The sequence below is a fragment of the Cellulomonas chitinilytica genome, from assembly GCF_016862675.1.
Classification (GTDB): domain Bacteria; phylum Actinomycetota; class Actinomycetes; order Actinomycetales; family Cellulomonadaceae; genus Cellulomonas; species Cellulomonas chitinilytica.
The window spans coordinates 23,833-47,332 of the sequence record NZ_BONK01000015.1; the positions used below are offsets into that span (position 1 = coordinate 23,833).

Consider the following 23,500-nt stretch of genomic DNA (forward strand, 5'->3'; position numbering starts at 1 on the left):
GCAGCGTAGTTTCTGGTCGTGCGACCGAGGAGCGACGTGACGATGACCGAGGGCACCGACGACCGCGGAACCGCCACCCCCGAGCGGGTGCCGGAGATCACCGCCGAGGTGCGCGACGACGGGACGGGCGAGATCTCGGTCGACGGGGTCGTCGAGCGGGTGCAGCTGGCGACGCTGGCGGAGGCCGGTGCCGCGATCACGGCCCGGGTGGCCGAGCTGGCCGGTGAGTCGGGGCGACCGCTGCCGGTGAAGGTGCGGGACCCCGACGGGGTCTGGTCGCTGCTGATCCACCCGGACGGCGTCGTCGACGAGGCCCCGGAGGACGACCCCGCCGAGATCGTCACCACGACCAGCGGGCCGGTGCCTGCCGTCACCGCGCTCACCGCGGACTCCGCGCCGACCGCTGCCGTCACCCCGCCGACGACCTCGCTCCCGACGCCGCCGGCACCCGCCGCACCAGCGACGGCGACCGCAGCGACGGCCGCGTCGACCACCGCGGCGTCCACTGCGTCGACCACCGCGTCGTCCGCTGCGTCCACCACGGCACCGCAGACCCGCACCCGTGGCAGCGGCCAGTCCCGTGACGCAGGTCAGCTCCCCACGCTCGACGACCTGCTCGCCGCCCGGCACCCCGTCACGGGCGGTCCCGCCGAGCACGGCTGGCGTGCGGGCGTGCGCCGCGTGACGTTCGGGGCGGTCGCGCCCGGCCCCGGCCGTGCCGAGCAGCGCCGCCGGGTCGCGTCGGCCTCCGTGCGCCGCACGCTCGACGGGCCGAAGACGGTCGTGATCATCAACCCGAAGGGCGGCGCCCACAAGACGACGGCGACGATGCTGCTCGCCGCGACGTTCGGGCTGCAGCGCGGCGGCTACACGCTCGCGTGGGACAACAACGAGACCCGCGGCACCCTCGGCTGGCGCTCGTCGCACACCGACCACACGAACACGGCCGTCGACCTGCTGAGCGCCCTGCCGCGGCTGTCGGCCCGGGGGACCGTGCGCATCGGGGACCTCGACCAGTACGTGCGGACCCAGCCGACGGAGCAGTTCGACGTGCTCGCGTCCGACGAGTCCTCGGCGTCGGTGTCGAACGTCGACGCGGCGTCGTTCCGGTCGTTGCACCAGGTGCTCTCGCAGTTCTACCGGGTGCTCGTCATCGACACGGGCAACAACATGCGGGCGTCGAACTGGCAGGCCGCCGTCGGGCTCGCCGACCAGATCGTGGTCGTGTCGACGATCCGGGAGGACACCGCACAGTCCGCCGCGTGGGCGCTCGACTCCCTGCGGGCGTCAGGCCGCGAAGAGGTCGTCCGCAAGGCCGTCACCGTGCTGTCCGCCCCCGAGCCGAAGGTCGACAAGGACCTGCGCGGGCGGCTGCGCTCGCACTTCGGGGCACTCACACGCGCCGTCCTCGAGGTGCCGCACGACAAGTCGCTCGTGTCCGGCGGCCCCATCGACTACGACGCGCTGCACCCCCGGACGCGGGACGCGTGGCTCAAGGTCACCGCAGTGGTCGCGGACGGGTTGTAGAAGCTCGTCGGGCGGTACGTGCAAGATCGCCGGGTCAGGGGACACAGTGCGGGTGTGGGCCGTGGACGGCCTGCGACCGACGACCCTGGGAGCACCGTGCCGCCGCGGACACCGAGCACGCCGGACAGCCGGACGCACGACGACGTCGACCGTGCCGCGGACCCCGACGCCGTGCCCGACGAGCCCGGTGACGTGACGCCGCTCCCCGGCGACGAGCCGGACCGGCCCGACGCCGCGGTCCTGCCGCTGCGGCCGTCGCCGTCGGGCGAACGGCCGGGCCCGCCGCACGACGCGGCCTGGTTCGACCGCCTCGTCACCGCGCACTCCCGGGCCGTGTTCCGCTTCGTCGCCCGGCGCTGCGCCCGCGACGACGCGGAGGACCTCACGGCCGACGTCCTGACGGTCGCGTGGCGGCGCCGCGACGACGTGCCCGACGGCGGCGAGCTCCCGTGGCTGTACCGGACGGCGGGGTTCGTGGTCGCGAACCACCGGCGCAAGCACCGGGCCGTGCCGCTCGCGGTGGTCCCCGACGCGCCGGACGACGACGACCCCGCGCTGCGGGCGGTCCGTGACGAGCGGGTCCGGGAGGTGCTCGCCGCGCTCGGCCCCCGGGACCGGCAGATCCTGCTGCTCAACGCGTGGGAGGGCCTCACGGGCGAGGCGCTCGCGCAGGTCCTGGGCATCGGGCGCGGCGGAGCGGACGCCGCCCTGAGCCGCGCCCGCGCCCGGCTCCGCGACGCGTGGGCCGCCCAGGACGCCTGACGACGCCCCGCCCCGCCGACGACCCGAACCCCCTCCCGCCGCCCGGCACCGCGTCGGCCCCTGCCCGGGCCGGTCGCAGCACGCCGGCCAGGTCGTGGGTCGGGTGCAAGAGGTGGGCGGGTCGGGACATAGAGGGGGCAGGAGAGCACGACGCCTCAGCGACGTCCCGGAGGGACACCATGAACGACGACCAGACCCCTGCACCGTCCGACGCCGACGACCCGGCCTTCGCGCGGCTCCGCGCGGCGGACCCGGCGGCCGGCGTGGAGCCGGACCTCGCCCGGGTGCGCGCGGCGCTGACCGGTGTGACGGCAGACGTCGCAGCGGGCGCGACGGCCGCACCGGGCGCATCGGGCGCGGCCGGCGGGACCAGCCCGGCCGGCGACGAGCGCGTCGTCGTCGAGGAGATCACGGTCGACGAGCTCGGTGCGGCCCGCGCCCGCAAGCGCCCGGCGCGGTGGCTGCAGGTCGCCGCGGCCGTCGCGGGTGTCGTCGTCATCGGTGGTGCGGGGTACGTCGCGGGCGACGCGGCTCGCGGCGGCGGCGCGACCGGGACGGCGGAGCCAGCGATCGCGCTGCAGAACCCGGCGGTCGCCCCGGAGGCGGCGCGCGACTCGGCGGGGACGGCCACGTCGATGTCCACCGACAAGGCGTCGGCCTGGTTCGGTGGGCGGACGGTGTTCTCGTCGCGCGGGCTGTCCGACGAGGGTGGTTCGGGTGACGCGTGGGCGCTGGACGCGGCGGGCGTGTTCTCGGCGGCGACCGCGGCGCACCTGGCGGAGGTCCTGCACGTGACCGGGGAGCCGGTGCTGCAGTACGGGTCGTGGACGGTCGGACCGCAGGACGGGGCGGGGGCGTCGGTGACGCTGTCGCCGGACGGCACGGCGAGCGTGTCGTACTACGACCCGACGCGGGACCCGTGGGCATGCGTGCGGTCGGCGCCGGACAAGGTCCAGGGGACGACGACGGACGAGGGTGCGAGCGCCGGCGGCGGCGCCGGCAGCTCGACCGGTGCGGCGATCGCGCCCGGAGAGCCGACCGGGCCGTCGGGGTGCACGCCGAGCGGCGCACCGGCGCCGGACGCGGACGCGGCGAAGGCCCAGGCGCGCGACCTGATGAGCGCGCTGGGCGTCGACCCGGCGGGGTACGAGCTGGAGGTCGTCGACTCGGGCACGCCGCAGGCGGCGAGCGTGTCGGCCTACCAGGTGCTCGACGGTGCCCGGACGGGTGTGACGTGGAGCTTCACGGTGCTGGGCGACGGCGTGCAGGCGGCGTGGGGGTCGCTCGCGCCGCTCGTCGAGCTCGGGACGTACGACGTGGTGAGCCCCGTCGAGGCGGTCGAGCGGCTCGGTGACCCGCGGTTCGGCGGTGCGTCGGGCGGGATGATGCCGCTGGCGGCGGACGCCCGGGCGGTGGACGGTGCGACGACGGAGATGATGCCGGCACCCGAGGCGACGCCGACGGTCCCGGCCACGCCGACGGCGGGCGCGAAGCTCGGCTGGCCGGTGCAGGAGGTCGTCATCACGAAGGCGCGCCTCGGGGTGGCGCTGACGACGCTGCCCGACGGTGCGTCCGTGCTGGTGCCGACGTACGAGCTGTCCGACGCGGACGGGTCGACGTGGACGGTCATCGCGGTGGTCGACGACCAGCTCGACTTCTCCCCGGTGGGCTGAGGGGCCACCCGAGGGGAGGACGGACGAGGCCGGCCGGCGCTGGAGGGAGCGCCGACCGGCCTTTCCCGTGCCCGGGGGTGGTGCCGGGCACGTCCACCGCCAGGGGGAGCGGTGGGGTCGCGGTGCGGGCCGCGTGACCGGCCCGGCCGCGAGTCGACGCTCAGTCGGTCCGGGCCTCGCGGACGAGGGCGTACCCGCCGCCCGGCACCTTGACGGACCGGTCGACGACGTCTCCGGTGAGCAGCGAGGTGCCCCGGGCGGGCACGTCGACGGGCTGGTCGCCGTGGTTGAGGACGACGAGGTAGTCGGCGTCCGCGCCGCGCCGCCGGACGACCTCGACCTCGCCGGGCAGCGGGCTCGGGGTGATGCCCGCGTCCGCGTACGCGTCGGCGAGGACGACGCCGAGGCGCTCGACGTCGAGCCGTGTGGACACGTACCAGCCGGCGCCGGCGCCGTGCGCGTTCCGGGTGACCGCGGGCCGCCCGGCGGCGGGGCCGTCGACGTAGGTGGCGACGACGTCGGCCCCGTGGAGCACGATGTCGTCGGTCCACACGTCTCCGACGAGCTCGGTGTGCCGGTCGCTGCCGGCGCGCCAGTCCAGGTGCACGGCGTCGCCCGCGCGCAGCGGCAGGAACTCCTCGACGGTGAGCCCGAGGGCCGTGCGCAGGGGAGCGCCGTACCCGCCGGGGTGCACGGCGTCGCGCTCGTCGACGATGCCCGAGAAGTAGGACGCGACGAGCGTCCCTCCGCCCTCGACGTACGCGGCGAGGTTCTCCCCGGCGGCCTCGGTGAGCAGGTACGACGCGGGTGCCAGGACCATCCGGTACGCCGAGAGGTCGGACGACGGGTGGGCGAAGTCGACGGTCACGCCGTCCTGCCACAGCCGCTCGTAGAACGCGTTGATGCGCTCGCGGTGGTCGAGGTCGACGCTGGGCCGCCACTCGAGGTCCTGGGCCCAGAACGACTCCCAGTCCCACAGGATCGCGACGTCGGCCTGCACGCGGGACCCCTGGAGCTCGGCGAGCCGGCCGAGCTCGGCGCCGAGCGCGGTGACCTCGCGCCACACCCGGGAGGACGTGCCGGCGTGCGGCAGCATCGCGGAGTGGAACTTCTCGGCGCCGGACCGGGAGGCCCGCCACTGGAAGAACAGGATCGCGTCGGCGCCTCGGCCCAGGTGGGCGTACGCGTTGCGCGCCATCTCGCCGGGCCGCTTCGCGACGTTGCGGGGCTGCCAGTTCACGGCGGACGTGGAGTGCTCCATGAGCATCCACGGCTTGCCGCCGGCGACGGAGCGGGTGAGGTCGGCGGCGAGCGCGAGGCCGACGTGGCCGCGGCGGTCGGCGGCGGTGAGGTAGTGGTCGTTCGAGACGACGTCGACCTCGCGGCCCCACGCCCACAGGTCGGTCGACGGGCAGGCACCCGCCATGAAGTTCGTCGTGACCGGCACGGACGAGTGGGCGCGGATGGCGTCCCGCTCGGCGACGTAGCACTCGCGCAGGGCGTGGTCGGTGAACCGGGCGAAGTCGAGCCGCTGGGCGGGGTTGACGACGCTCGCGGCGACGGCGGGGACGCCGACGTGCTCCCAGTCGCCGTACCACTGGCCCCAGAACGTGGTGCCCCAGGCGTCGTTGAGGGCGTCGAGCGTGCCGTACCGGTCCTGCAGCCAGGTGCGGAACGCGGCGGCGGACGCGGGCGAGTAGTCGTCGGAGACGGGGGCGCCGTACTCGTTGTGCACGTGCCAGAGGGCGACGGCGGGGTGCGTGCCGTAGCGGCGGGCGAGCTCGGTGGTGATGCCGACGGCCGCACGGCGGTACTCGGGCGAGCTGGGGCAGGCCATGCCGCGCGAGCCGAAGCCGAGGACGGTGCCGTCGCGGGTCACGACCCGGGCGTGCGGGTAGGTGGCGAAGAACCAGGCGGGCGGCGACGCGGTGGGGGTCCCCAGGTCGACCCGGATGCCGTTCGCGTGCATCAGGTCGAACAGCCGGTCGAGCCAGCCGAACTCGTACTCGCCCTCCCGCGGTTCGAGCAGCCCCCAGGAGAAGATCCCGACGCTGACCATGGTGACGCCGGCCTCGCGCATGAGGGTGACGTCCTCGAGCCAGACCTCCTCGGGCCACTGCTCGGGGTTGTAGTCGCCGCCGTAGGCGATGCCGTCGAGCCCGAGCGGCCACGAGGGCGCCGGTGCGTGGTGCTGGTCGGACGCGGTGCCCGATGCGTGCAAGTCGGACATGACACCCCAGTTTCGGGTCGGGCGGGCGAGAATGTGTGAACGGTCCCAGGGGACTGTGATCGTTCACAACGAAGAGATAACACTACGAACGCCCTGTTGACAATCGTTCGAACCTGATCGTTACTGTGAGCGTGCACAGGTAAGGCGGCCGGTACGGCGCCCCCGTCCGGCGCTCCCCGCGACGGACCATGACAAGGAGGTCAGATGCGTCTGCACACCAGCTTGAGGCTCGCGGCAGTCGTCGCCGCGACCGCGCTCCTCGCCACCGCCTGCTCGTCCGGCGGCGGCGACGAGACCACCGACGGCTCCACCGGATCGGGCGAGAAGGTCGAGCTGACCTTCTGGACCTGGGCACCGGGCATGGAGGAGGTCGTCGACGCGTGGAACGCGAAGAACCCGAACATCCACGTGACCGTCAACAAGCAGGACGGCGGCGACCCGGCCGTCACCAAGCTGCTCACCGCCATCAAGGCCGGCTCGGGCGCCCCCGACATCTTCCAGACCGAGTACCAGAAGATCCCCACCCTGGTCTCGTCCGACGCCCTCGCGGACATCGCCGACGTGCTGCCCGACGGCACGAAGGACCACTTCGCCGCCGGCACCTGGGAGGCCGTGACGCTCGGCTCCGACGCCGTCTACGGCGTGCCCCAGGACTCCGGCCCCATGGAGTTCTACTACCGCGACGACGTGTTCCAGCAGCTCGGCCTGCAGGTCCCGACCACGTGGGAGCAGTACGCGGAGGTCGCCGAGCAGCTCCACACGGCCGACCCGACGAAGTACCTCGGCACGTTCTCCGCGACGGACGCCGGCTGGTTCACGGGCCTCACGCAGCAGGCCGGTGCCTCGTGGTGGGGTATCGACGGCGACGCGTGGTCCGTCGAGATCAACAGCGTGCAGACGCTCAAGGTCGCGCAGTACTGGGGCGACCTCGTCGAGAAGGGCGTCATCGACAACAAGCCGATGTACACCCCCGAGTGGAACGCCGCGCTCAACGACGGCACTCAGGTCGGCTGGCTGTCGGCCATCTGGGCGCCGGGCGTGCTCGAGGGCAACGCCCCCGACACCGCGGGCAAGTGGAAGATGGCGCCGATGCCGCAGTGGGACGGCGACAACGCCACGGGCAACTGGGGCGGCTCGGCCAGCTCGGTGACGAGCCAGTCGAAGCACGCGAAGGAGGCCGCGCAGTTCATCGCGTGGATGAACTCGGACCAGGAGGCCGTCAACATCCTCGTCTCGGCGGGCGGCCTCTACCCGGCCGACATCCCCGGCCAGGCCGAGGCGCTGGCGAACCCCCCGGCGTTCTTCTCGAACCAGCCCGACTTCTACACGCTGGCCGGCCAGATCGCCCAGACCGTCACGCCGTTCACGTACGGTCCCAACGTCAACGTGGCGTACTCCGCGTACAACGACGAGTTCGGCAAGGCCACCGAGGCCAAGAAGGCGTCGGCGTTCACGGACGCCGTCCAGGCGATGCAGACCGCGACCGTCGACGACCTGAAGAGCTCCGGCTTCACGGTCAAGGACTGACGCGACCGGGGTCGCCCGGCGCCGGCACGGCTGCCGGCGCCGGGCGACCCCTCGCCTCAACGGGAGGGAAACACTTGTGACCACCACTGAGCTCGCGGCCTCCGCCGCTGCCGTCCGACGACGCCGTCGGCTGGCCCCCTACGGCTTCCTCGCCCCCGCGATGGTGCTGTTCGCGCTGTTCCTCGCCCTGCCCATCGGCTACGCGCTCTACCTCAGCCTGCGCACCGTGAAGGTCAGCGGCCTCGGCCTGGGCAAGGGCGCCCGCACCGAGATCTGGGCCGGCTTCACCAACTACACCGCCGCGCTGACCGACCCGGAGTTCATCGCGTCCGTCGTGCGCGTCACGCTCTACGGCCTGCTCCTGGTCCCCACGATGCTCGGGCTGGCCCTGCTGTTCGCGCTGCTGCTCGACTCGCGGCGCACGTGCGGCAAGGGCGTCTCCAAGATCGCGATCTTCCTGCCGTACGCGGTGCCTGCGGTCATCGCGTCGCTGCTGTGGGGCTTCCTCTACCTGCCGGGCGTGAGCCCGTTCTACTACGTGTTCGAGAAGCTCGGCTGGGACGTCCCCGACATCCTGTCCGCGCAGTGGGTCGTGTTCGCGATCGCGAACATCGGCCTGTGGGGCGGCGTCGGGTTCAACATGCTCGTCATCTACACGTCCCTCAAGTCGATCCCGTCGGAGCTCTACGAGGCCGCGCGCCTCGACGGCGCCTCCGAGATCGGCATCGCCCTGCGGATCAAGATCCCGATCGCGATGCCGTCGCTGATCCTCACGTTCCTGTTCTCCATGGTCGCGACGCTGCAGGTGTTCGCCGAGCCGATGACGCTCCGGCCGCTCACCAACACGATCTCGTCGACGTGGAGCCCGCTCATGAAGGTGTACCGCGACGCGTTCACGCGTGACGACATCTACTCCGCGTCCGCGACCTCGGTCGTCATCGCCGTCGCGACCTTCGTCCTCTCGTTCGGGTTCCTGCTCCTCGTGCAGAACCGCGCCTTCGCCCAGGAGTCCCGCTCATGACCACCACGCTGACCCGGCCGTCGCCGACGCCCGTCCCCGTGCGCACCTCGCTCGACCAGCGGCGGCACCGCCCGAGCGCCCCCGCGACGATCACCCTGCTGCTCGGCGCGCTGTACTGCCTGCTCCCCGTGGTGTGGGTCGTCATGGCGTCGTCGAAGAGCGCGGGCGAGCTGTTCTCCACGTTCACGTTCGCGCCGTCGACGCACCTGTGGGACAACATCCAGGAGCTGTCGACGTACCGCGGCGGCCTGTACTGGCGGTGGATGGTCAACACGGTGATCTACGCCGGCGTCGGCGGCGGGCTGTCGGTGCTGATCTCGGCGATGGCCGGCTACGGGCTCGCGAAGTACCAGTTCGTCGGCAAGAAGGCGATCTTCTACGTCATCCTCGCGGGCGTCCTCGTGCCGGGCGTCGTGCTCGCCGTGCCGCAGTACCTGCTGCTCGCGAAGGTCGGCCTGACGAACACGTACCTGTCGGTGCTGCTGCCGAGCCTGATCAGCCCGTACGGCATCTACCTGTCGCGCATCTACGCCGCGGCGGCCGTGCCGGACGACGTGATCGAGGCCGCCCGGACCGACGGCGCGGGGGAGCTCAAGACGTTCCTGCAGATCGCCGTGCCGATGATGAAGCCGGGCCTCGTGACCGTGTTCCTGTTCCAGTTCGTCGCCATCTGGAACAACTTCATGCTGCCGTACATCATGCTCGGCAACGACCGGCTGTTCCCGATCACCGTGGGCCTGTCGGGGCTGCTCAACCAGGGGGCGTCCCAGCCGGCCATGTACACGTCGGTCATCACGGGTGCGCTGCTGTCGATCATCCCGCTCGCCGCCCTGTTCCTCACGCTGCAGCGGTACTGGCAGGTCGACCTCGCCGCCGGTGCGGTGAAGGCCTGAGTCCGGCACCGGCGTCCTAGAGTTCGCTCCGATGGAATCCACAGCCCAGCCGCGCAGGCGGCCGACGATCCGTGACGTCGCGGCGGCCGCCGGCGTGTCCCGCGGCACGGTCTCGCGCGTCATCAACGGCGGCCACTGGGTCTCGCCCGAGGCGCTCGCCGCCGTCGAGGAGGCCATCAGGACCACCGGCTACTCGACGAACCAGCACGCGCGCAGCCTCGTCACGGGCCGCTCGAACTCGGTGGCGTTCCTGCTCACCGAGCCGCAGCACCTGCTGTTCGAGGACCCCACGTACTCGATCCTGCTGCGCGGCGCCGCCCAGGCGCTGGCCAGCCGCGGGATGCCGCTGCTGCTCATGGTCGCGGGCACCGCCGACGAGCGGAAGCAGGTGCTCGGGTACGTCGGCGCCGGCCACGTGGACGGCGTGCTGCTGATCTCGTCGCACGCGGGCGACCCGGTGCTCGGGGCGCTCGTGAAGCAGCAGATCCCGACGATCTCCTGCGGCACGCCGCTCGGCTTCGAGTCGGAGATCGGGTACGTCGCGGCGGACGACCGCGGCGGCGGCGCCCGGATGACCCGGCACCTGCTGGACTCGGGCCGCACCCGGGTCGCCACGATCACCGGTCCGATGGACACCCCGGGCGGGCGGCAGCGGCTCGAGGGGTACCGCACGGAGCTCGGCGACCGCTTCGACGCGCAGCTCGTCGCGCACGGCGACTACACGCGCGCCGGGGGAGCCGCCGCGATGCGCGAGCTGCTGGAGCGCCGCCCGGACCTCGACGCGGTGTTCGTCGCGTCCGACCTCATGGCGGCCGGTGCGATGCAGGTGCTCCGCGAGCAGGGCCGCACGGTGCCCGACGACGTGGCGGTCGGCGGGTTCGACGACTCCGGCCTCGCCGCGACCCTCGACCCGGCGCTGACGACGATGCACCAGCCCCTGGAGCGGATCGCCCACGAGATGGTCCGGCTCCTGCTGGAGGTCGTCGAGGGCAGCGACCCCGCGGCCATCACGCTGCAGACGCCCCTGGTGGTCCGCGCGAGCGCGTGACCCTAGCCTGGGCGGAAAGCCCAGGAGAGGGGCGGCGATGACCGGCGTCGTGGTGCTGCTGGTGGGTGTCCTGCTGTGCTTCTACGGCATCCGGTCGGTGAACCTGGCGCTGCTCGCGTCCGGGTTCGCCATCGGCTACCTCATCGCCGACGCCGTCGGCGGGACGGGGTGGACGGCGGTGCTCGTCGGGCTCGGCGCGGCGCTGCTCGTGTGGGTCGTCGTCACGCTCGTGTTCCGGTTCGCCACGTTCGTCGTCGGGCTCGCGACCGGTGCCGTCATCGGGGCCAAGTTCTGGTCCGCCCTGGCGAACGAGGGCACGAGCGTGCTGCTCGGCGTCGTGCTCGTGGCGGCCGTCGCGTTCCTCAGCGCGTTCCTCGCGGAGAAGTACGCGAAGCGGATGCTGCTGTGGCTCACCGCCCTCGGCGGCGCGAGCATCATCCTGTCCGGCCTCGGCATCCTGTGGCCCGCCGTGTTCGACGTGCTGCGGCACCCCGACGACGGCGTCGAGCAGACGGTCATGCTCCTCACGTGGCTCGTCGTCGCCGGGCTCGGCTGGTACGTGCAGCGCAACCTGTTCCGCAAGCAGCTCGGGCTGCCCCCCAAGGAGCCGAAGCAGCCCGCGACGGCGTGACCGGCGGCCGTCAGCGCACGAGCGTGCCGGCGGCGACCTCGGCGAGGTGCCGCCACGTGCGGTACCGCTCGACCGCGATGCCGCGGTACGCGTCGTCCCCGCGCAGCGCCTCGTCGACGAGCCGGGCCTGCGAGTCGAGCGCGAGCACCCCGTCGTCGAAGAACGTGTGCTCCGGGCCGCCCGCGACGAGCGGGGAGTCCGTCTCGAGCCCGATCGTGTACGGCACGCCGGCGTCCCCGGCGGCCCGGCGCGCGTCCGCGGAGAGCGCCAGCACCCCCTCGTCGCCGAGGGCGGTGTCCCGGTAGGTGATGAGGGCGACGGAGTCCGCCCGGCTCAGCACGTGGTCGAACAGCGTCGCGCCCCGGCCGTCCGGGACGCCGGCGAGCCAGTAGGGCGCGTCGACGCCCAGCGCGACACCGTCGGGGAGCGCGGCCCGGACGGCGTCCGTCGCGGCGTCCCACTGCGCGACGGCGCGGTCCCGGTCCGTCTGCCACAGCGGCAGGGCCCACGGCTCGAGGGAGAGCTGCACCCGGTCCACGCCGCGCCCGTGCAGCGCGTCGCGCACCCACCGGGCACCGAGGGACGGGTCGCCCAGCCACGTCGCGTCGCCGCCGAGCAGGGCGACGTCGACGCCCTCGCCGCGCAGGACGACGACCATGTCGTCGACCCAGGCGGCGACCGGTCCTTCGTCGGAGGCCCACGGGGCCGCCACGTACACGGTCGAGACGCCGTGCTCGTGGGCGAACGCGGCCACGGTGGGCGGATCGGCGTCGACGAAGTCCCGGCCGCGCGCGTCGTGGGTCACGTGCACCGGGTTGTCCCACAGCCACATGGCCGTGTACGGCGACGAGCCCTGGAACGGGGACGTCGCGGCACGAGGGGCGGGAGGCAGGCCCGGCTGGACGTCGCCGCGGCTCACGGGTGGGGGGTCGGGGCGTTCGAGGGCGACGGCACGGACCGCTGTCGTGGCCAGCAGCCCGAGGGCGACGGCCGCGACGACCGCCACGGCCGCCTGCTCCCGGCGCGGGCGGTTCGCGCCCGTCGGCACCACTCCTCGACCTCCGCGACGTCGGCGCCCCCACGCAGGGCGCCCTCCGGTCGGGAGGTGGCGTCAGGGTCGTAGGACCCATCGGCGCCCGGAGCGGGACCGTGATGGGCCGAAGGGCTGACGCGGGGCCGCGGGCGGCTCAGGCGGAACGGGAGGATCCGCCGCTCAGCGGGCGTACCGCCCCGAGGGCGGGTCGAGGGCGAAGGGCCCGACCCGTCCGACGCGGCCGCCCCGGCTATCGCGTGACGCGCAGCACCGCCTCGTGCGTCGTGGCCGTGCCCGACGCGTTCCGGAACACCGCCCGGTACCGGTCGCCGTCGTCGTGCGCGCCAGGCGTGAGCGTCAGCGACGTGCTCGTCGCGCCACGCACGTCCGTCCACCCGCACCAGGGCCACGGCCCCGTCCGGCGCTGCCACTGCACCGTCGGCGCCGGCGAGCCGGTCGCGGCGGCCGTGAGCGTGACCGGCGCGCCCGCCGAGACGGTCACGGACGCCGGGTGCGTCGTCACGTGCGGCGCGGACGGCGCGACGAGGTGCGCGACCCCCCACCGGGACGTCGACTGCCACGCGTCGTTGACCGGGTCGGCCCACGCGTGTGCGGCCCACCGTCCGCCGTCCGCGGCGTCGTTCACCAGCACGTCGAGGCCCTGGAACGCGTCGGCCCCGCCCGTGCCGAGCAGCCCGACCGCCGCCTCGACGACGTACCCGTGGTCGGTGCGCCGGGTCGCGCTCGTCAGGCGGGCCCGCTGCGCGGCCTCGTCCCCCTCGCCGAACGACTGCTCGTTCGTCGCGCTGACCCGCAGCTGCGCGTCGCCCTCCCGGTACGGGCCGGCCTTCGCGTTGCCGGTGTCGACGAAGATCTCGAGGGAGTCCTGCTCCCACGGCTGGTCGGCCGAGACGTCGACCGCGGGGTCGGTGACGTCGGCGAGGACGTACAGGGTGTCGCCGCGCCACAGGGTGCGGACCTCGGCGGTCGCACCGCCGTCGGAGCCGAACAGGTCCTGGTCGGTGCGGACGACCGGGGCGTCGGCCCAGACCGTGTCCGTCGTGCCGTCGACCGTCGGCACCTTCGCGGCCCGGGGCACGTCGAGAACGGACAGCGGCTCGACGAGCTCCAGCGTGCCGAGGCCGCCGGGGGAGGCCCAGCCGGTCGTCGCCGACCCGTCGGTCGCGCGCACGTCGAACTCGAGCGTGTCGCCCTCGGCCACGCCGTCGAGCGGGAGGGAGACGACGGCCGTCCAGCCGCCCCGCTGCTCGGCCCGGACACCGTCGAGGTCGCCCCGGCCGCGCTTGCGCCCGAACGTGTACGTCTCGTCGCCGACGGTGAACGCCAGCCCGTCCGCCCGGTCCTTCGTCGTGTCGTCCACCCGCACGTACGCGGTCAGGTGGTCCGGCGACCAGCGGAGCTGGAACGCGGCGGCGTCGCCGAGCGGCCGCACCGGGAGCTCGCGCCACTGCGTCGCCGCCGTGTCGAGCGGCGGAGCGCCTGCGAAGACCTGCGCGGACGGCTGCTGCGCGGGCAGGTCGTCGCCGACGACGCCGTGGTACGCGGGTTTCGCCTGCAGGTCGTCGTCGAACAGCAGCGGCGCCCCGGAGTCGCTCGCCCAGCTCCGGCCGTCGGTGAGGCCCCAGACGCTGACCGAGTACAGGTCGTGCGCACGGAACACCGCGAACGCGTCGCGGTACCAGTACGCCTGGTCGAGCAGCCGTGCCGTGGTGACGGGGGTGCCGGTCGGCACGTCGAGCTCCGTGACGGCCTGCACGACGGGCAGGTCGTCGAACGCGTCGAGCGCCGCCGCGACCTGGTCGACCGGGGTCGACAGGTTCACGTGGAACTGGTGGCCGACACCGTCCACGGGCACGCCCCGCGCCAGCAGCCGGGCGACCAGGTCGTGCAGGCGCGCCTGCTTGCCGGTGTCCTCGGTGCTGTAGTCGTTGATGAGCAGCGTCACCGGGCGGTCGGTGCCCGGGTCGGCGTACGTGTCGTTGAACGCCTCGTCGGCGAGCTGGAACGCGAGGTCGACGAAGCCCTCGCCGAGCACCTGGAACCAGCGGGTGTCCCGCATCCCGCCGGGCGTGCCCGGGGTGTCGGAGACGACCTCGTTGGTCACGTCGAACGCCGTCACCGGGTTGGTCGCCGACCCGAACGGCCCGTACCGGTCGGCCAGGTACGCCGCGACGTGGTCGATGTGCGCGCGCAGCCGGTCGGTGAGGACCTGCTGGTCGGCCGGGCTGTCGGTGAGGTCGTGGCCGTCGTCGTCCTGGAAGAACCAGTCGGGCGTCTGCTCGTGCCACAGCAGGTTGTGGCCGTAGAGCCGCAGGTCGTGGGCCTGTGCGAAGTCGGCGACGGCGTCCGCCTCGGCGTTGCGCGCGACGAAGGAGTGGTCGGCGGCGTACCAGGTGGCCGGCTTCATCGCGTTCTCGGGGGTCACCTGGTCGAAGTGCCGGGTGAGCAGCTCGGCCGCAGGGCCGACGGTCTCGCGCGAGTCGATCGCGACGCCCACCGGGGCGTCGAGCGTGTCCTTGATCGGCGTGACGTCCTGCACCTGCGCCGGCGGCAGCGCCGTCACCGTGAGGTCGTCGAGCAGCAGGTCGGACGTGTTGCCGGAGCCGTCCTCGTACCAGGTCGTCTCGACGTACAGCAGCGCGGAGTCGGCCACCGGCATGGTGAACCGCGCGGACAGCTCCGCCCAGCCGGTGTCGCCCGGGTCGCTCAGGCTGCCGAGCGACCGGTACGACGTCGTGCCGCCCGTCGTCGTCGCGAGCGTCAGGGAGACGCCGTCCGTCGGCTGCCCCGGCGCGAACCGCACCCAGCCGTCGAACTGGTAGGTCGTGCCCGGCTGGAACGTGCACGTGACGTCGTAGCCGAGGCCGTCGCTCTGGGCCGTGCGACCCGTGACGAGCACCGCGTGGGCGCTGTCGTGGCCGTCCGTGCCGGTGACGGCGGCGGTCGACGCGCCGTTGCCGGCCCACCCGTCGAAGCCGTCCTCGAAGTCCGCGTCGACCACGGTGCCGCCGGGCGGGTACTGGCAGCCGTCCGGCGCGGCGGTGCCCGGCGCCGCCGGGAGGAGCAGCGCGCCGACCACGGCGGACGCCGTCCCGATCGTGACGAGGCTGCGTCGAACCGTGCCGTGCCGCATGCGCGCTCCCTTGCGCCGAGCTGTCCGGGGTACCAGCGGAACGTAGCGGCGGCGGCGTGGGCGTAAACCTTTCGTCACCCGCTGCCCTTTCGGGCACGGCCGGTTGCCCCGGACGGCAGCCGCGCGTGCGTTGTCGTCACGGACGTCCGTCCGGCAGCGTGGAGGTGTCTGCCCGCCGCAGGGCGGGTGACCGACGAGAGGACTGGCGATGGGTCAGGCCCGCAGCCACGGCGACGTCGACGTCGACGCCGTCGGGCGGTCGAACGGCCCCGACCGTCCCGAGCGGGCGCAGCCGGCTGCGGGCACCGGCAGCGCCGGGCTCGCGGCCCTCCAGCGGACCGCCGGCAACCGCGCGGTCGCGGGCCTGCTCGGGGCACGCGACCCTCGCCCGGCGGGTGAGGGGGCCCGGTGGGGCCGGGAGACGCCCCGTGCGCGGCCCGAGACGCTGTTCGGCCAACGCCGGGACGTGCAGCGGTACACCACCACGGACAGCGTCCTCGCGAACGTGGCGTCGCTCGTCGGCGCCGGAGGTGCAGCCGGGTCGCTCGTCGGTGCCGTCACGTTCGACTCCAGCGCGTTCAACGCGGCCGTCGGCAAGGCCCTCGTCATCACGAAGGACGCCGCCGAGCTCACCATCGACGCCCAGACGTACACGGCGAGCGGCACCGTGAAGGCGTCCGGCCCGAAGGCGAGCGTCGGCAACTACGAGATCGGGTTCCTGCAGACCGTCTACGAGTCGTCCCGGAACTTCTACTACGAGCCGACCGGTCACACGCCCGGCCTGCTGGCGACGATCGCGCCGTCGATCTTCGGCGAGCGCAAGAAGCAGTCCGACACGTGCACCGTCCTGCCGGTGCGCGACGGCGACGCCGGCAAGCGGCCCTGGTACGGCATGGAGACGGTGCTGCCGTTCGACAAGACGGACCCCAGCACGAAGAACACGTCGATGCAGGACACCCCGGGATCCCACAACCCGTGGACGTTGGGGGCGGGCGTCGACAAGCAGCACCTCGTCAAGACGGACGGCCGCGACCGGTTCCGCAGCTGGCTCGCCGTCAAGGAGAAGAGCACGACGAACGCGATCATGCTCAACTACGCCGACTGGCTCGTGGACTACGGCACGACGATCGCGTTCAACGCGGCGTCGCCCGCCGCGAGTGTCGTCACGCCGACGGCGACGTCGGGTGCCAAGGTCACGGGGACGGGCGACGGCAGCGGCGGGCAGTGGCCGCTGCACGGCGACCCGGTCGCGAACGACGTCACGACGATGACCGACGCGAACTGGTGAGTGGAGGGCGATGAGGTCGCGGCGCAACCCGGGGCAGCCGTCGTGGCTGACGGTCGTCGAGGGTGCGACGGCCGCGTTCACGGGGACGGCGCGCGTGGTGGGCGACGAGCCGGCCGACGCGGCGCAGACGTCGGGACGTGGGTCCGGCTACCTGGTCACCGCGTCGGTCTCGCCCGGCGACGCCGTGTTCGGGGCCCTGCCCGACGCGGCGCAGACGGTGACCGGCGAGACGTCGCGGCCGCCCGAGCGCAGGCTCGACCCGGACGGACCGCGGTTCCCGCCGGACACGCTGCGGGACGTGCCCTTCTGGGACCAGGCGCGACCCGGCGTCGACGCACCGGTGCTCGTCGTCGCGTCCGACCCGCCGGTGGTGCGGGCCCTGACCGGTCCGGACGACGACCTGCCCGCGGCCGTCGCGACGATCCGCGGCTGGACCGACGGCGACGCGGACGTCGAGCGGGACCTCGAGCAGGATCTCGAGGGGGGTGCGCCGGCCGTCTGCTACGTCGCGGGCTTCGAGCTGCTGGCCCGCACGACGTCCGACCTGCCCGGACTGGCCGAGCGGTTCCTGCGGATGCCCGACAGGCCCGGCGCCGCGGTGCACGGGATCATCGCCCTGCTGGGCCCGCGGACGGGCGCGCTCCCGGACGACGAGGTCGCCGACCTGGGCCGCCGCCTGCTGGGGGTGCTGGCCGACGAGCAGGACCCCGAGGCCCTCGTCGCGTTCCTCGGCTGGTTCGACGCGCACCGGGCCCGCCTCGACAAGGGAGTGGTCAAGGTGCTGCCCGGCCAGGCCGCACGGGCCGCCGGTCTGCGGTTCGACGGGCCCGACGGCGACGCGTGGACCCAGGAGGTCGCGCGCTTCGCGGAGCCGCTGACCGAGGGCGCGTGACGCCGCCATGACCGCGGTCGCGACCCGCCTCACCCTCGCCGACGCCCGGCGCTCCCCGTGCCTGACGTGCTCGACGACCCCCTGCTGCACGCACCTGCCCGTCCACACGTTCCGGATGACCACCCTCATGGACCTCGACGAGGCCCGGTATCTGCTCAACTTCGACGGCATCGAGCTGGGCCTGTCGTCGTCGGGGGAGTGGAGCGTCTACTACGGCCGCCCGTGCCGGTTCCTCGACACCGCTGCGGGCCTGTGCACCATCCACGCCACCGAGCGCCAGCCGCAGATCTGCCGGACGTACAACCCGTACACCTGCTGGTACAAGCGGGCGTTCGGCGGCGAGAGCGACGAGTTCGTCTGGGTGGACCGGGAAGCGCTCGACCGGATCGGCGAGCAGGTGGCGTTCGACGAGCACCGCACGATCGTCGAGGTGCCGTCCTGGGAGGACCTGCTCGCGTCGGCTGCGCCGCCGCCGGTGGCCTCTGCCGCCGCGGTGTCGCGTGCGGTGCCGCTGACGCTCGGCCCGACCCGCCTCCGGTCGGACGCCCCGGCCGAGCCGCAGCCGCACTCGTACGACGACCTGCGCCACCCGTGCGACGACTGCGGCGCGTACTGCTGCACCCGGCTCGTCTTCCCCAAGCCCCGCCCGGCGACGAACGTCGAGCTCGACTTCTGGCGGTTATGCCTCGGCTTCCCGGGCGTCGAGGTCGGCATCGGCGGCGACGCGTGGTCCCTCATCGTCGAGACGACGTGCCGCCACCTCGACGCCGGCGGCCGCTGCTCGGTGTACGGCTCACCTGAGCGCCCCCTGCGGTGCTCGTACTACGACGAGTGGAAGTGCGCCTACAAGCCCCGCTTCGGCGGCGGCGACACCGGCTTCCTGCGGATGGGCCTCGACGAGTTCGACGCCTTCCTCGCCGACCTCACGTTCGACGCCGCGGGCCGGGTGCTCTGACCGGGCGGGGTCCTGATCCCTGGACCGAGCGTGTAGACGATCTGTAGACTCCCCGCCATGTCTGACACCACGACGGTCCGCGTCCGGACCTCCACGCGCGACGCACTGAACGCCCTGAGCCGTGAGCGCGGCGAGCCCGTCGAGGCCGTCATCCGCGAGGGCATCGACCTCCTCCGCCGTGAGGAGTGGCGACGGCAGGCGGAGATCGACGCACGAGCGGCCGCCGCCGATCCCGCAGACCGCGCAGAGGTCGCCTCCGTCCTCCGTGACCTCCTCGGCTGATGCGGGGAGACGTCTACCGGCTCAAGGCAGGCAGCACCAGGGGGCACGAGCAGGCCGGCCCGCGCTTCGCGGTCGTCGTGCTCGCGTCCCGCTTCGACCACCTGAGCACGTGGCTCGTCGTCCCGACCTCCCCCAGGGCCAACCCCTACGTCTTCCGACCCCAGGTGACCGTCCCGGGGCACGGCGAGACGCTCGCCCTCTGCGACGCGCTCACCGCGGTCGACCCGCAGGCGCGTCTCGGCGACACGGTGGGCTTCTTGTCCCTGGCGGACCTCGGTGCGATCGACCGTGCTCTCGCTGGCCTGCTCGACCTGAGCTGACCCACTGCGGCACGTGCCGCGCGTGCCGGTGGAGGAGGAGATCGACGTGGACGACGACGCCTACCTGGGCATCACCGGATATGTGCCGACCTGGCTGCGCGGGCTCGCACGCGTCCAGGAGCTCATGCCGGGCGCCTCGCAGCGCTCGTCGGACGCCGCCTCACCCGCGCGTGGCTGCTCTGGGATGTCGAGGACGACGCCTGGTTCGCGGACGCGCCCGTCCTGCTCGACTTCGACGGCGACGGGATGCTCGCGGTCCACCTGCGTTTCGCGGGCGCGCAGGTCACGATCGAGAACGCTCTGGACGAGAACGGGTTGGCCTTCGGTCCGCCCGCTGCGGACTACGCCGAGCACTCGGTGGGCCGAGCCCGCGGGTCACGACTACGTGCTGACCCAGCAGTACAGGCCGGCGCCCTCGTCGCGGGCGTCGCGCGCGAGCGCGGCCAGGCGGGCCACGAGGTCGGTCAGGACGAGCGGGTCGCCCTCGCCCCAGAACTCCTCGGTCTGCGACCAGCGGGTGGCGACGTCGGACAGGTCGGAGCCGGCGGCGTCCGCGAGCGCCGCCACCAGGGTCGGGGTCAGCCGGACGACGAGGCACCCGCCGTCGTCGACGGAGGCGATCACGTCGCTGCCCTGCACCGCGTGGTCGTGCGGGCGGCCCGTCAGCACCGCCTCGAGCTCGCCCATCTGTACGACGGGCTCGACCCCGCCACCGTCCACCGTCCGGAACGCGACGGCCGGGACGGTGGGCGCCGGGTCCGGGCGCCGGCGACGGAAGAGCGACCGCTTCTCCGGCACGAGCTCCCCGCTCGCGTCCGACGGCCCACCCACCCGATGCACGACGGCGGCCGCCTCGACGTCCGACGATGCGACGAAGTACTCGCAGATCAGCCCCATGACCAGCCATGGTGGCAGCCCCGGGACCGGCGAGACCAACAGGAGTGTCGTCGCGAGGGTCGCCAGCAGCACTCATGTTGTCTCGCGGCTCGGACACCGTGCGCGGGCGGGGGCTGCCAGACTCCCAGCATGACTGCCGGACGACTGCTGCTGCTCGACTCCGCCTCGCTGTACTTCCGGGCGTTCTTCGGGGTCCCCGACTCGGTGAAGGCACCCGACGGCACCCCGGTGAACGCGGTGCGCGGGCTGCTCGACATGATCGCCCGGCTCGTCGTCGACCGGCGGCCGACCCGGCTGGTGGCGTGCTGGGACGACGACTGGCGGCCGGCGTTCCGGGTGGCGGCGATCCCGTCGTACAAGGAGCACCGCCTGCAGGCGGGCAGCACGACGGTCGAGGAGGTGCCGGACCTGCTGCTGCCGCAGGTGCCGGTCATCGTCGAGGTGCTGGAGGCGCTGGGGATCGCGCGCGTCGGGGTGCCGGGGTACGAGGCGGACGACGTGATCGGCACGTTCGTCGCCCGCGAGCGGACCGGTGCGGGGGACGCGGTCGACGTCGTCACGGGCGACCGGGACCTGTTCCAGCTGGTCGACGACGAGCACCACGTGCGGGTCCTGTACACGGTGCGGGGGATCAAGGACCTCGAGGTCGTCGACCAGGCGCGGCTCGCCGAGCGGTACGCGGTGTCGTCGGGGGCGGGGTACGCGGACATGGCGGCGCTGCGTGGCGACCCGAGCGACGGGCTGCCGGGCGTGCCGGGGATCGGCGAGAAGACGGCCGCGGCGCTCGTGCACCGGTACGGGTCGCTCGACGGCATCCTTGCCGCCCGCGACGCGGGCGACCCGGGGCTGACGGCGACGCAGCGCAAGCGGCTCGTCGAGGCCGCGGACTACCTGGCGGTCGCGCCGCTCGTCGTGCGGGTCGCGCAGGACGCCGCCGTCGGCGACGTCGACGACTGGTTGCCGCGGGTCGTGGCCGACCCGGAGCGGCTCGTCGCGCTCGCGGAGCGGTGGGGGCTGGCGTCGAGCGTCAAGCGCGTGGTGGACGCCCTGGCCAACGCGCACTGAGACGCTCCTGGTCATTCGTCCGGGTGAAGCCTGAAACCCGGCGTATCAGACATCGGGAGCTGCCCTCCTGCTGGGACGTGCGCCGCCGACCGGTGGCCGCAGCCCCCGCCGGAGACCACCGGCGTCACGGCCCGACGCGGGCCCCACCCGGAAAGGCACCACCATGTCCTCCACCACCGCGCCCGCAGACGTGCGCAACCCCGCACGCACCGCGACCGGCACCGTCCCGGACAACACGTTCCCGCCCGGACCGACCAAGCAGGAGCGGAGCACGACGCTCGCGGCCCGCGCCGACGACGCCGTCGACGTCCTCGCCCGGGTGCTCACCCGCTACTCGGTGACCGCCCTGCGGATCGCCCTCGGGCTCGTGTTCCTCGGGTTCGGCGTGCTCAAGTTCTTCCCGGGCGTGAGCCCCGCGGCCGAGCTGGCGGAGCGGACCATCGGGGTGCTCACGCTGCACCACGTCGGTCCGGGTGCGGCGCTGCTGCTCACGGCCGTCATGGAGACCGTCATCGGCCTCACGCTCGTCACCGGCAAGTTCCTCAGGTCCGGTCTGGTGCTCCTCGCGTGCGCGCTCGTCGGGATCATGTCGCCGCTCGTCCTGTTCTTCGGCGAGCTGTTCCCCGCGGGCGGGCCGACGCTCACCGCCCAGTACGTGCTCAAGGACGTCGTCCTGGCCGCCGCGGCCGCGGTCGTCGGAGCCGTCGCCCTCGGGGCCCGGCTGCGACTCCCGCAGGAGTGAGGCGTCAGTTCTTGACGAACAGCTGCGGACCCGCTTCGCGCCAGCCCTCCGAGGCGGCCGGGGCGGGTCCGCCGTCCGTCACGAGCTTGAGGTCGGTGCCCGTGAACGTCATGCCGCGCACCGCGTGCGCGCACCCGAGACCGGGCAGCTCACCGGCGACGACGGTGACGACGCACAGGTCGCCCGACGTGTTGACCGCCGCGTACTGCGCGCCCGTCGGGGTGTCGACGAGGTACCGCGTCGTCGACGTGTCCAGGCCGAGACCCTGCAGGTCGGCGTCGGGGAGCACGTCCGCCGGCCGCTGCGGGGCGGCGAACACGTCGAGCAGCGTGACGGCGTCGACGGGCTCGGCCGTCGACGGGCCGGCCTGGACGCCGCGCAGCCACACGAGGCCCGCGCCGACCAGCGCCACGCCCACGAGCAGCACGAGCGCGGTCAGCCACGCCGGGTGCCGGCGGCTCGTGCTCACGTCGCGGAACCCGCTGAACGTCTCGCCGAAGAGGTCGACGTCGTCGATCGTCGTCATACCGTCTCATCGGCCTGTCTGGCCGGTGACATGAGCCCCGCAGGGCAGAATGTCTCCCCGTGATCACGGTCAGCACGGACGGCTCCTGCCTGCGCAACCCCGGAGGGGCGATCGGCTGGGCGTGGGCGAACCACGACGGCACGCACGCGAGCGGCGGTGTCGCGTCCGGGACGAACCAGATCGCCGAGCTCATGGCGGTGCTCGAGGCGATCACCGCACACCCCGGCGACGAGCCGCTGCGCATCGAGGCGGACTCGCAGTACGCCATCAAGTGCGCGTCCGAGTGGGTCCGCGGCTGGAAGCGCAAGGGCTGGCGCACCGCGTCCGGCGGGCCCGTGCAGAACCTCGCCCTCGTGCAGGCCATCGACCGGGCCATCGCCGAGCGGCCCGGGCCCGTCACGTTCTCGTGGGTCCGCGGGCACCAGGGCGACCGGTTCAACGAGCGGGCCGACGAGCTCGCCGGCATCGCCGCCCGGGAGGCCCGCGACGGTCGGGTCGGCCCCGCGAACGCGGTCACGGAGGTGATCCCCGTCGTCGCCGTCGCAGCACCGGCCCGGGTCCTGGCGGAGGACACGCTCTTCTGACGACGCCGCCGAAGCCGCTCCCGGCCCGCCGGGGGCGACCCGGTCCTGGCGTCGTCGGGCGCAGCGACGTGTCAGGACGCCGCGTCGCTGCGGTTAGGGTCATGGCCCATGACGGCCCCTCCCGATCGCGCACCCTCGGCCACCGGTCTCGGTTCCGAGGCGCGTCGTGAGGCGCGCGAGCTCCCCGGCGACGTCGCCGACGGGTTCCTCGGTGATGCCGCCGTCGTCCTGATCGGTGCCGCGGCGTTCGTGGTCCTCGTCGGCGGTGCCGGTCTGCTCGGCTGGCTCGTCGGCGGCGCGACTACGGCGGTCGTCGGTGCCCTGGTCGGGTTCGGGCTGTTCGTCGTCGCGGCCGTCGTCGTGGTCGTCGTCGCCGGGGCGGGCCTGCTGCGCCGGTGGCGCGCGACGAGACGCTGACCGGGCGGGACGCCCGACCCGGCCCCGACACGA

22 protein-coding genes are annotated in these 23,500 nt (G+C 73.7%); 17 read left to right on the forward strand and 5 right to left on the reverse strand.

Annotated features, from left to right (window positions below; all coding sequences use genetic code 11):
• The first annotated feature begins 42 nt into the window (after positions 1–42).
• The 3 genes from Cch01nite_RS18740 to Cch01nite_RS18750 all read left to right on the forward strand — a co-directional run bounded on the left by Cch01nite_RS18740 (position 43) and on the right by Cch01nite_RS18750 (position 3,962).
• Complete coding sequence (locus Cch01nite_RS18740; RefSeq protein ID WP_203758093.1) at positions 43–1,527, forward strand: MinD/ParA family ATP-binding protein; 1,485 nt, start codon at positions 43–45, stop codon at positions 1,525–1,527.
• Positions 1,528–1,623: 96 nt separating this feature from the next.
• On the forward strand, positions 1,624–2,289 hold the full coding sequence (locus Cch01nite_RS18745; RefSeq protein WP_239071036.1) for an RNA polymerase sigma factor: 666 nt from the start codon (positions 1,624–1,626) through the stop codon (positions 2,287–2,289).
• 179 nt (positions 2,290–2,468) lie between these two features.
• The gene (locus Cch01nite_RS18750) at positions 2,469–3,962 is read left to right on the forward strand and encodes a hypothetical protein (RefSeq protein WP_203758019.1); all 1,494 of its coding nucleotides are present in this window, start codon (positions 2,469–2,471) and stop codon (positions 3,960–3,962) included.
• Between the two features lie 160 nt (positions 3,963–4,122).
• Here the strand turns inward: Cch01nite_RS18750 and Cch01nite_RS18755 are convergent, their stop codons facing one another.
• The gene (locus Cch01nite_RS18755; RefSeq protein ID WP_203758020.1) at positions 4,123–6,192 is read right to left on the reverse strand and encodes a beta-galactosidase; all 2,070 of its coding nucleotides are present in this window, start codon (positions 6,190–6,192) and stop codon (positions 4,123–4,125) included.
• 204 nt (positions 6,193–6,396) lie between these two features.
• Between Cch01nite_RS18755 and Cch01nite_RS18760 the strand changes: the two genes are divergently transcribed.
• The 5 genes from Cch01nite_RS18760 (at position 6,397) to Cch01nite_RS18780 (ending at position 11,312) form a co-directional block, all read left to right on the forward strand.
• Entirely contained in the window at positions 6,397–7,719 is a 1,323-nt protein-coding gene (locus tag Cch01nite_RS18760) for an ABC transporter substrate-binding protein (RefSeq protein WP_203758021.1), read from the forward strand.
• A gap of 76 nt (positions 7,720–7,795) precedes the next feature.
• On the forward strand, positions 7,796–8,740 hold the full coding sequence (locus Cch01nite_RS18765; protein ID WP_373309962.1) for a carbohydrate ABC transporter permease: 945 nt from the start codon (positions 7,796–7,798) through the stop codon (positions 8,738–8,740).
• Positions 8,737–9,633 carry a carbohydrate ABC transporter permease gene (locus Cch01nite_RS18770; RefSeq protein ID WP_203758022.1) on the forward strand — a complete coding sequence of 299 codons (897 nt, stop codon included), beginning with the start codon at positions 8,737–8,739 and terminating at the stop codon, positions 9,631–9,633. The genes Cch01nite_RS18765 and Cch01nite_RS18770 overlap by 4 nt, the downstream gene beginning before the upstream one ends.
• A 31-nt stretch (positions 9,634–9,664) precedes the next feature.
• Entirely contained in the window at positions 9,665–10,681 is a 1,017-nt protein-coding gene (locus Cch01nite_RS18775; RefSeq protein WP_203758023.1) for a LacI family DNA-binding transcriptional regulator, read from the forward strand.
• 37 nt (positions 10,682–10,718) lie between these two features.
• Positions 10,719–11,312 carry a DUF4203 domain-containing protein gene (locus tag Cch01nite_RS18780; protein ID WP_203758024.1) on the forward strand — a complete coding sequence of 198 codons (594 nt, stop codon included), beginning with the start codon at positions 10,719–10,721 and terminating at the stop codon, positions 11,310–11,312.
• A 10-nt stretch (positions 11,313–11,322) separates the two neighbouring features.
• On the opposite strand, the gene Cch01nite_RS18785 is transcribed toward Cch01nite_RS18780, so the two are convergent.
• Together Cch01nite_RS18785 and Cch01nite_RS18790 are read right to left on the reverse strand one after the other, a co-directional pair.
• Positions 11,323–12,360, reverse strand: a complete 1,038-nt coding sequence (locus tag Cch01nite_RS18785) for a hypothetical protein (protein WP_203758025.1) — start codon at positions 12,358–12,360, stop codon at positions 11,323–11,325.
• Between the two features lie 235 nt (positions 12,361–12,595).
• Positions 12,596–15,499 carry an endo-1,4-beta-xylanase gene (locus tag Cch01nite_RS18790; RefSeq protein WP_203758026.1) on the reverse strand — a complete coding sequence of 968 codons (2,904 nt, stop codon included), beginning with the start codon at positions 15,497–15,499 and terminating at the stop codon, positions 12,596–12,598.
• Positions 15,500–15,707: 208 nt separating this feature from the next.
• On the opposite strand from Cch01nite_RS18790, the gene Cch01nite_RS18795 reads away from it, so the two are divergent.
• The 5 genes from Cch01nite_RS18795 to Cch01nite_RS18815 are packed head-to-tail and all read left to right on the forward strand — an operon-like array spanning position 15,708 to position 19,236.
• A complete protein-coding gene (locus Cch01nite_RS18795) occupies positions 15,708–16,787 on the forward strand; it encodes a hypothetical protein (protein ID WP_203758027.1) in 1,080 nt (359 codons plus the stop codon).
• Between the two features lie 10 nt (positions 16,788–16,797).
• Positions 16,798–17,679, forward strand: coding sequence for a hypothetical protein (locus Cch01nite_RS18800; protein ID WP_203758028.1), 882 nt, complete (start codon positions 16,798–16,800; stop codon positions 17,677–17,679).
• 7 nt (positions 17,680–17,686) lie between these two features.
• Positions 17,687–18,634, forward strand: coding sequence for a YkgJ family cysteine cluster protein (locus Cch01nite_RS18805; RefSeq protein ID WP_203758029.1), 948 nt, complete (start codon positions 17,687–17,689; stop codon positions 18,632–18,634).
• A 57-nt stretch (positions 18,635–18,691) separates the two neighbouring features.
• Positions 18,692–18,916 carry a hypothetical protein gene (locus Cch01nite_RS18810; protein WP_203758030.1) on the forward strand — a complete coding sequence of 75 codons (225 nt, stop codon included), beginning with the start codon at positions 18,692–18,694 and terminating at the stop codon, positions 18,914–18,916.
• Complete coding sequence (locus tag Cch01nite_RS18815; protein ID WP_203758031.1) at positions 18,916–19,236, forward strand: type II toxin-antitoxin system PemK/MazF family toxin; 321 nt, start codon at positions 18,916–18,918, stop codon at positions 19,234–19,236. The genes Cch01nite_RS18810 and Cch01nite_RS18815 overlap by 1 nt, the downstream gene beginning before the upstream one ends.
• Before the next feature lie 381 nt (positions 19,237–19,617).
• Here Cch01nite_RS18815 and Cch01nite_RS18820 read toward each other — a convergent pair whose 3' ends face one another.
• A complete protein-coding gene (locus Cch01nite_RS18820) occupies positions 19,618–20,133 on the reverse strand; it encodes a hypothetical protein (RefSeq protein ID WP_203758032.1) in 516 nt (171 codons plus the stop codon).
• A 129-nt stretch (positions 20,134–20,262) separates the two neighbouring features.
• Between Cch01nite_RS18820 and Cch01nite_RS18825 the strand changes: the two genes are divergently transcribed.
• On the forward strand, positions 20,263–21,198 hold the full coding sequence (locus Cch01nite_RS18825) for a 5'-3' exonuclease (RefSeq protein WP_203758033.1): 936 nt from the start codon (positions 20,263–20,265) through the stop codon (positions 21,196–21,198).
• 163 nt (positions 21,199–21,361) lie between these two features.
• On the forward strand, positions 21,362–21,940 hold the full coding sequence (locus tag Cch01nite_RS18830) for a DoxX family membrane protein (protein ID WP_203758034.1): 579 nt from the start codon (positions 21,362–21,364) through the stop codon (positions 21,938–21,940).
• 4 nt (positions 21,941–21,944) lie between these two features.
• Here Cch01nite_RS18830 and Cch01nite_RS18835 read toward each other — a convergent pair whose 3' ends face one another.
• Positions 21,945–22,466 carry a hypothetical protein gene (locus tag Cch01nite_RS18835; RefSeq protein ID WP_203758035.1) on the reverse strand — a complete coding sequence of 174 codons (522 nt, stop codon included), beginning with the start codon at positions 22,464–22,466 and terminating at the stop codon, positions 21,945–21,947.
• 59 nt (positions 22,467–22,525) lie between these two features.
• Between Cch01nite_RS18835 and Cch01nite_RS18840 the strand changes: the two genes are divergently transcribed.
• Both Cch01nite_RS18840 and Cch01nite_RS18845 read left to right on the forward strand, forming a co-directional pair.
• Complete coding sequence (locus tag Cch01nite_RS18840) at positions 22,526–23,050, forward strand: ribonuclease H family protein (protein ID WP_239071039.1); 525 nt, start codon at positions 22,526–22,528, stop codon at positions 23,048–23,050.
• A gap of 108 nt (positions 23,051–23,158) precedes the next feature.
• Positions 23,159–23,467: a hypothetical protein gene (locus Cch01nite_RS18845; protein WP_203758036.1), complete on the forward strand. Its 309-nt coding sequence runs from the start codon at positions 23,159–23,161 to the stop codon at positions 23,465–23,467.
• Positions 23,468–23,500: the final 33 nt, after the last annotated feature.

What these genes read in the sequence shown, in the direction of transcription:
- Cch01nite_RS18780 (WP_203758024.1), top strand. Translation starts at nt 10,719, where the DNA reads ATGACCGGCGTCGTGGTGCTGCTGGTGGGTGTCCTGCTGTGCTTCTAC.
- Cch01nite_RS18825 (WP_203758033.1), top strand. Translation starts at nt 20,263, where the DNA reads ATGACTGCCGGACGACTGCTGCTGCTCGACTCCGCCTCGCTGTACTTC.
- Cch01nite_RS18810 (WP_203758030.1), top strand. Translation starts at nt 18,692, where the DNA reads ATGTCTGACACCACGACGGTCCGCGTCCGGACCTCCACGCGCGACGCA.
- Cch01nite_RS18770 (WP_203758022.1), top strand. Translation starts at nt 8,737, where the DNA reads ATGACCACCACGCTGACCCGGCCGTCGCCGACGCCCGTCCCCGTGCGC.
- Cch01nite_RS18790 (WP_203758026.1), bottom strand. Translation starts at nt 15,499, where the DNA reads ATGCGGCACGGCACGGTTCGACGCAGCCTCGTCACGATCGGGACGGCG.
- Cch01nite_RS18775 (WP_203758023.1), top strand. Translation starts at nt 9,665, where the DNA reads ATGGAATCCACAGCCCAGCCGCGCAGGCGGCCGACGATCCGTGACGTC.
- Cch01nite_RS18845 (WP_203758036.1), top strand. Translation starts at nt 23,159, where the DNA reads ATGACGGCCCCTCCCGATCGCGCACCCTCGGCCACCGGTCTCGGTTCC.
- Cch01nite_RS18830 (WP_203758034.1), top strand. Translation starts at nt 21,362, where the DNA reads ATGTCCTCCACCACCGCGCCCGCAGACGTGCGCAACCCCGCACGCACC.
- Cch01nite_RS18755 (WP_203758020.1), bottom strand. Translation starts at nt 6,192, where the DNA reads ATGTCCGACTTGCACGCATCGGGCACCGCGTCCGACCAGCACCACGCA.
- Cch01nite_RS18835 (WP_203758035.1), bottom strand. Translation starts at nt 22,466, where the DNA reads ATGACGACGATCGACGACGTCGACCTCTTCGGCGAGACGTTCAGCGGG.
- Cch01nite_RS18760 (WP_203758021.1), top strand. Translation starts at nt 6,397, where the DNA reads ATGCGTCTGCACACCAGCTTGAGGCTCGCGGCAGTCGTCGCCGCGACC.
- Cch01nite_RS18800 (WP_203758028.1), top strand. Translation starts at nt 16,798, where the DNA reads ATGAGGTCGCGGCGCAACCCGGGGCAGCCGTCGTGGCTGACGGTCGTC.
- Cch01nite_RS18750 (WP_203758019.1), top strand. Translation starts at nt 2,469, where the DNA reads ATGAACGACGACCAGACCCCTGCACCGTCCGACGCCGACGACCCGGCC.
- Cch01nite_RS18805 (WP_203758029.1), top strand. Translation starts at nt 17,687, where the DNA reads ATGACCGCGGTCGCGACCCGCCTCACCCTCGCCGACGCCCGGCGCTCC.
- Cch01nite_RS18795 (WP_203758027.1), top strand. Translation starts at nt 15,708, where the DNA reads ATGGGTCAGGCCCGCAGCCACGGCGACGTCGACGTCGACGCCGTCGGG.
- Cch01nite_RS18740 (WP_203758093.1), top strand. Translation starts at nt 43, where the DNA reads ATGACCGAGGGCACCGACGACCGCGGAACCGCCACCCCCGAGCGGGTG.
- Cch01nite_RS18815 (WP_203758031.1), top strand. Translation starts at nt 18,916, where the DNA reads ATGCGGGGAGACGTCTACCGGCTCAAGGCAGGCAGCACCAGGGGGCAC.
- Cch01nite_RS18820 (WP_203758032.1), bottom strand. Translation starts at nt 20,133, where the DNA reads ATGGGGCTGATCTGCGAGTACTTCGTCGCATCGTCGGACGTCGAGGCG.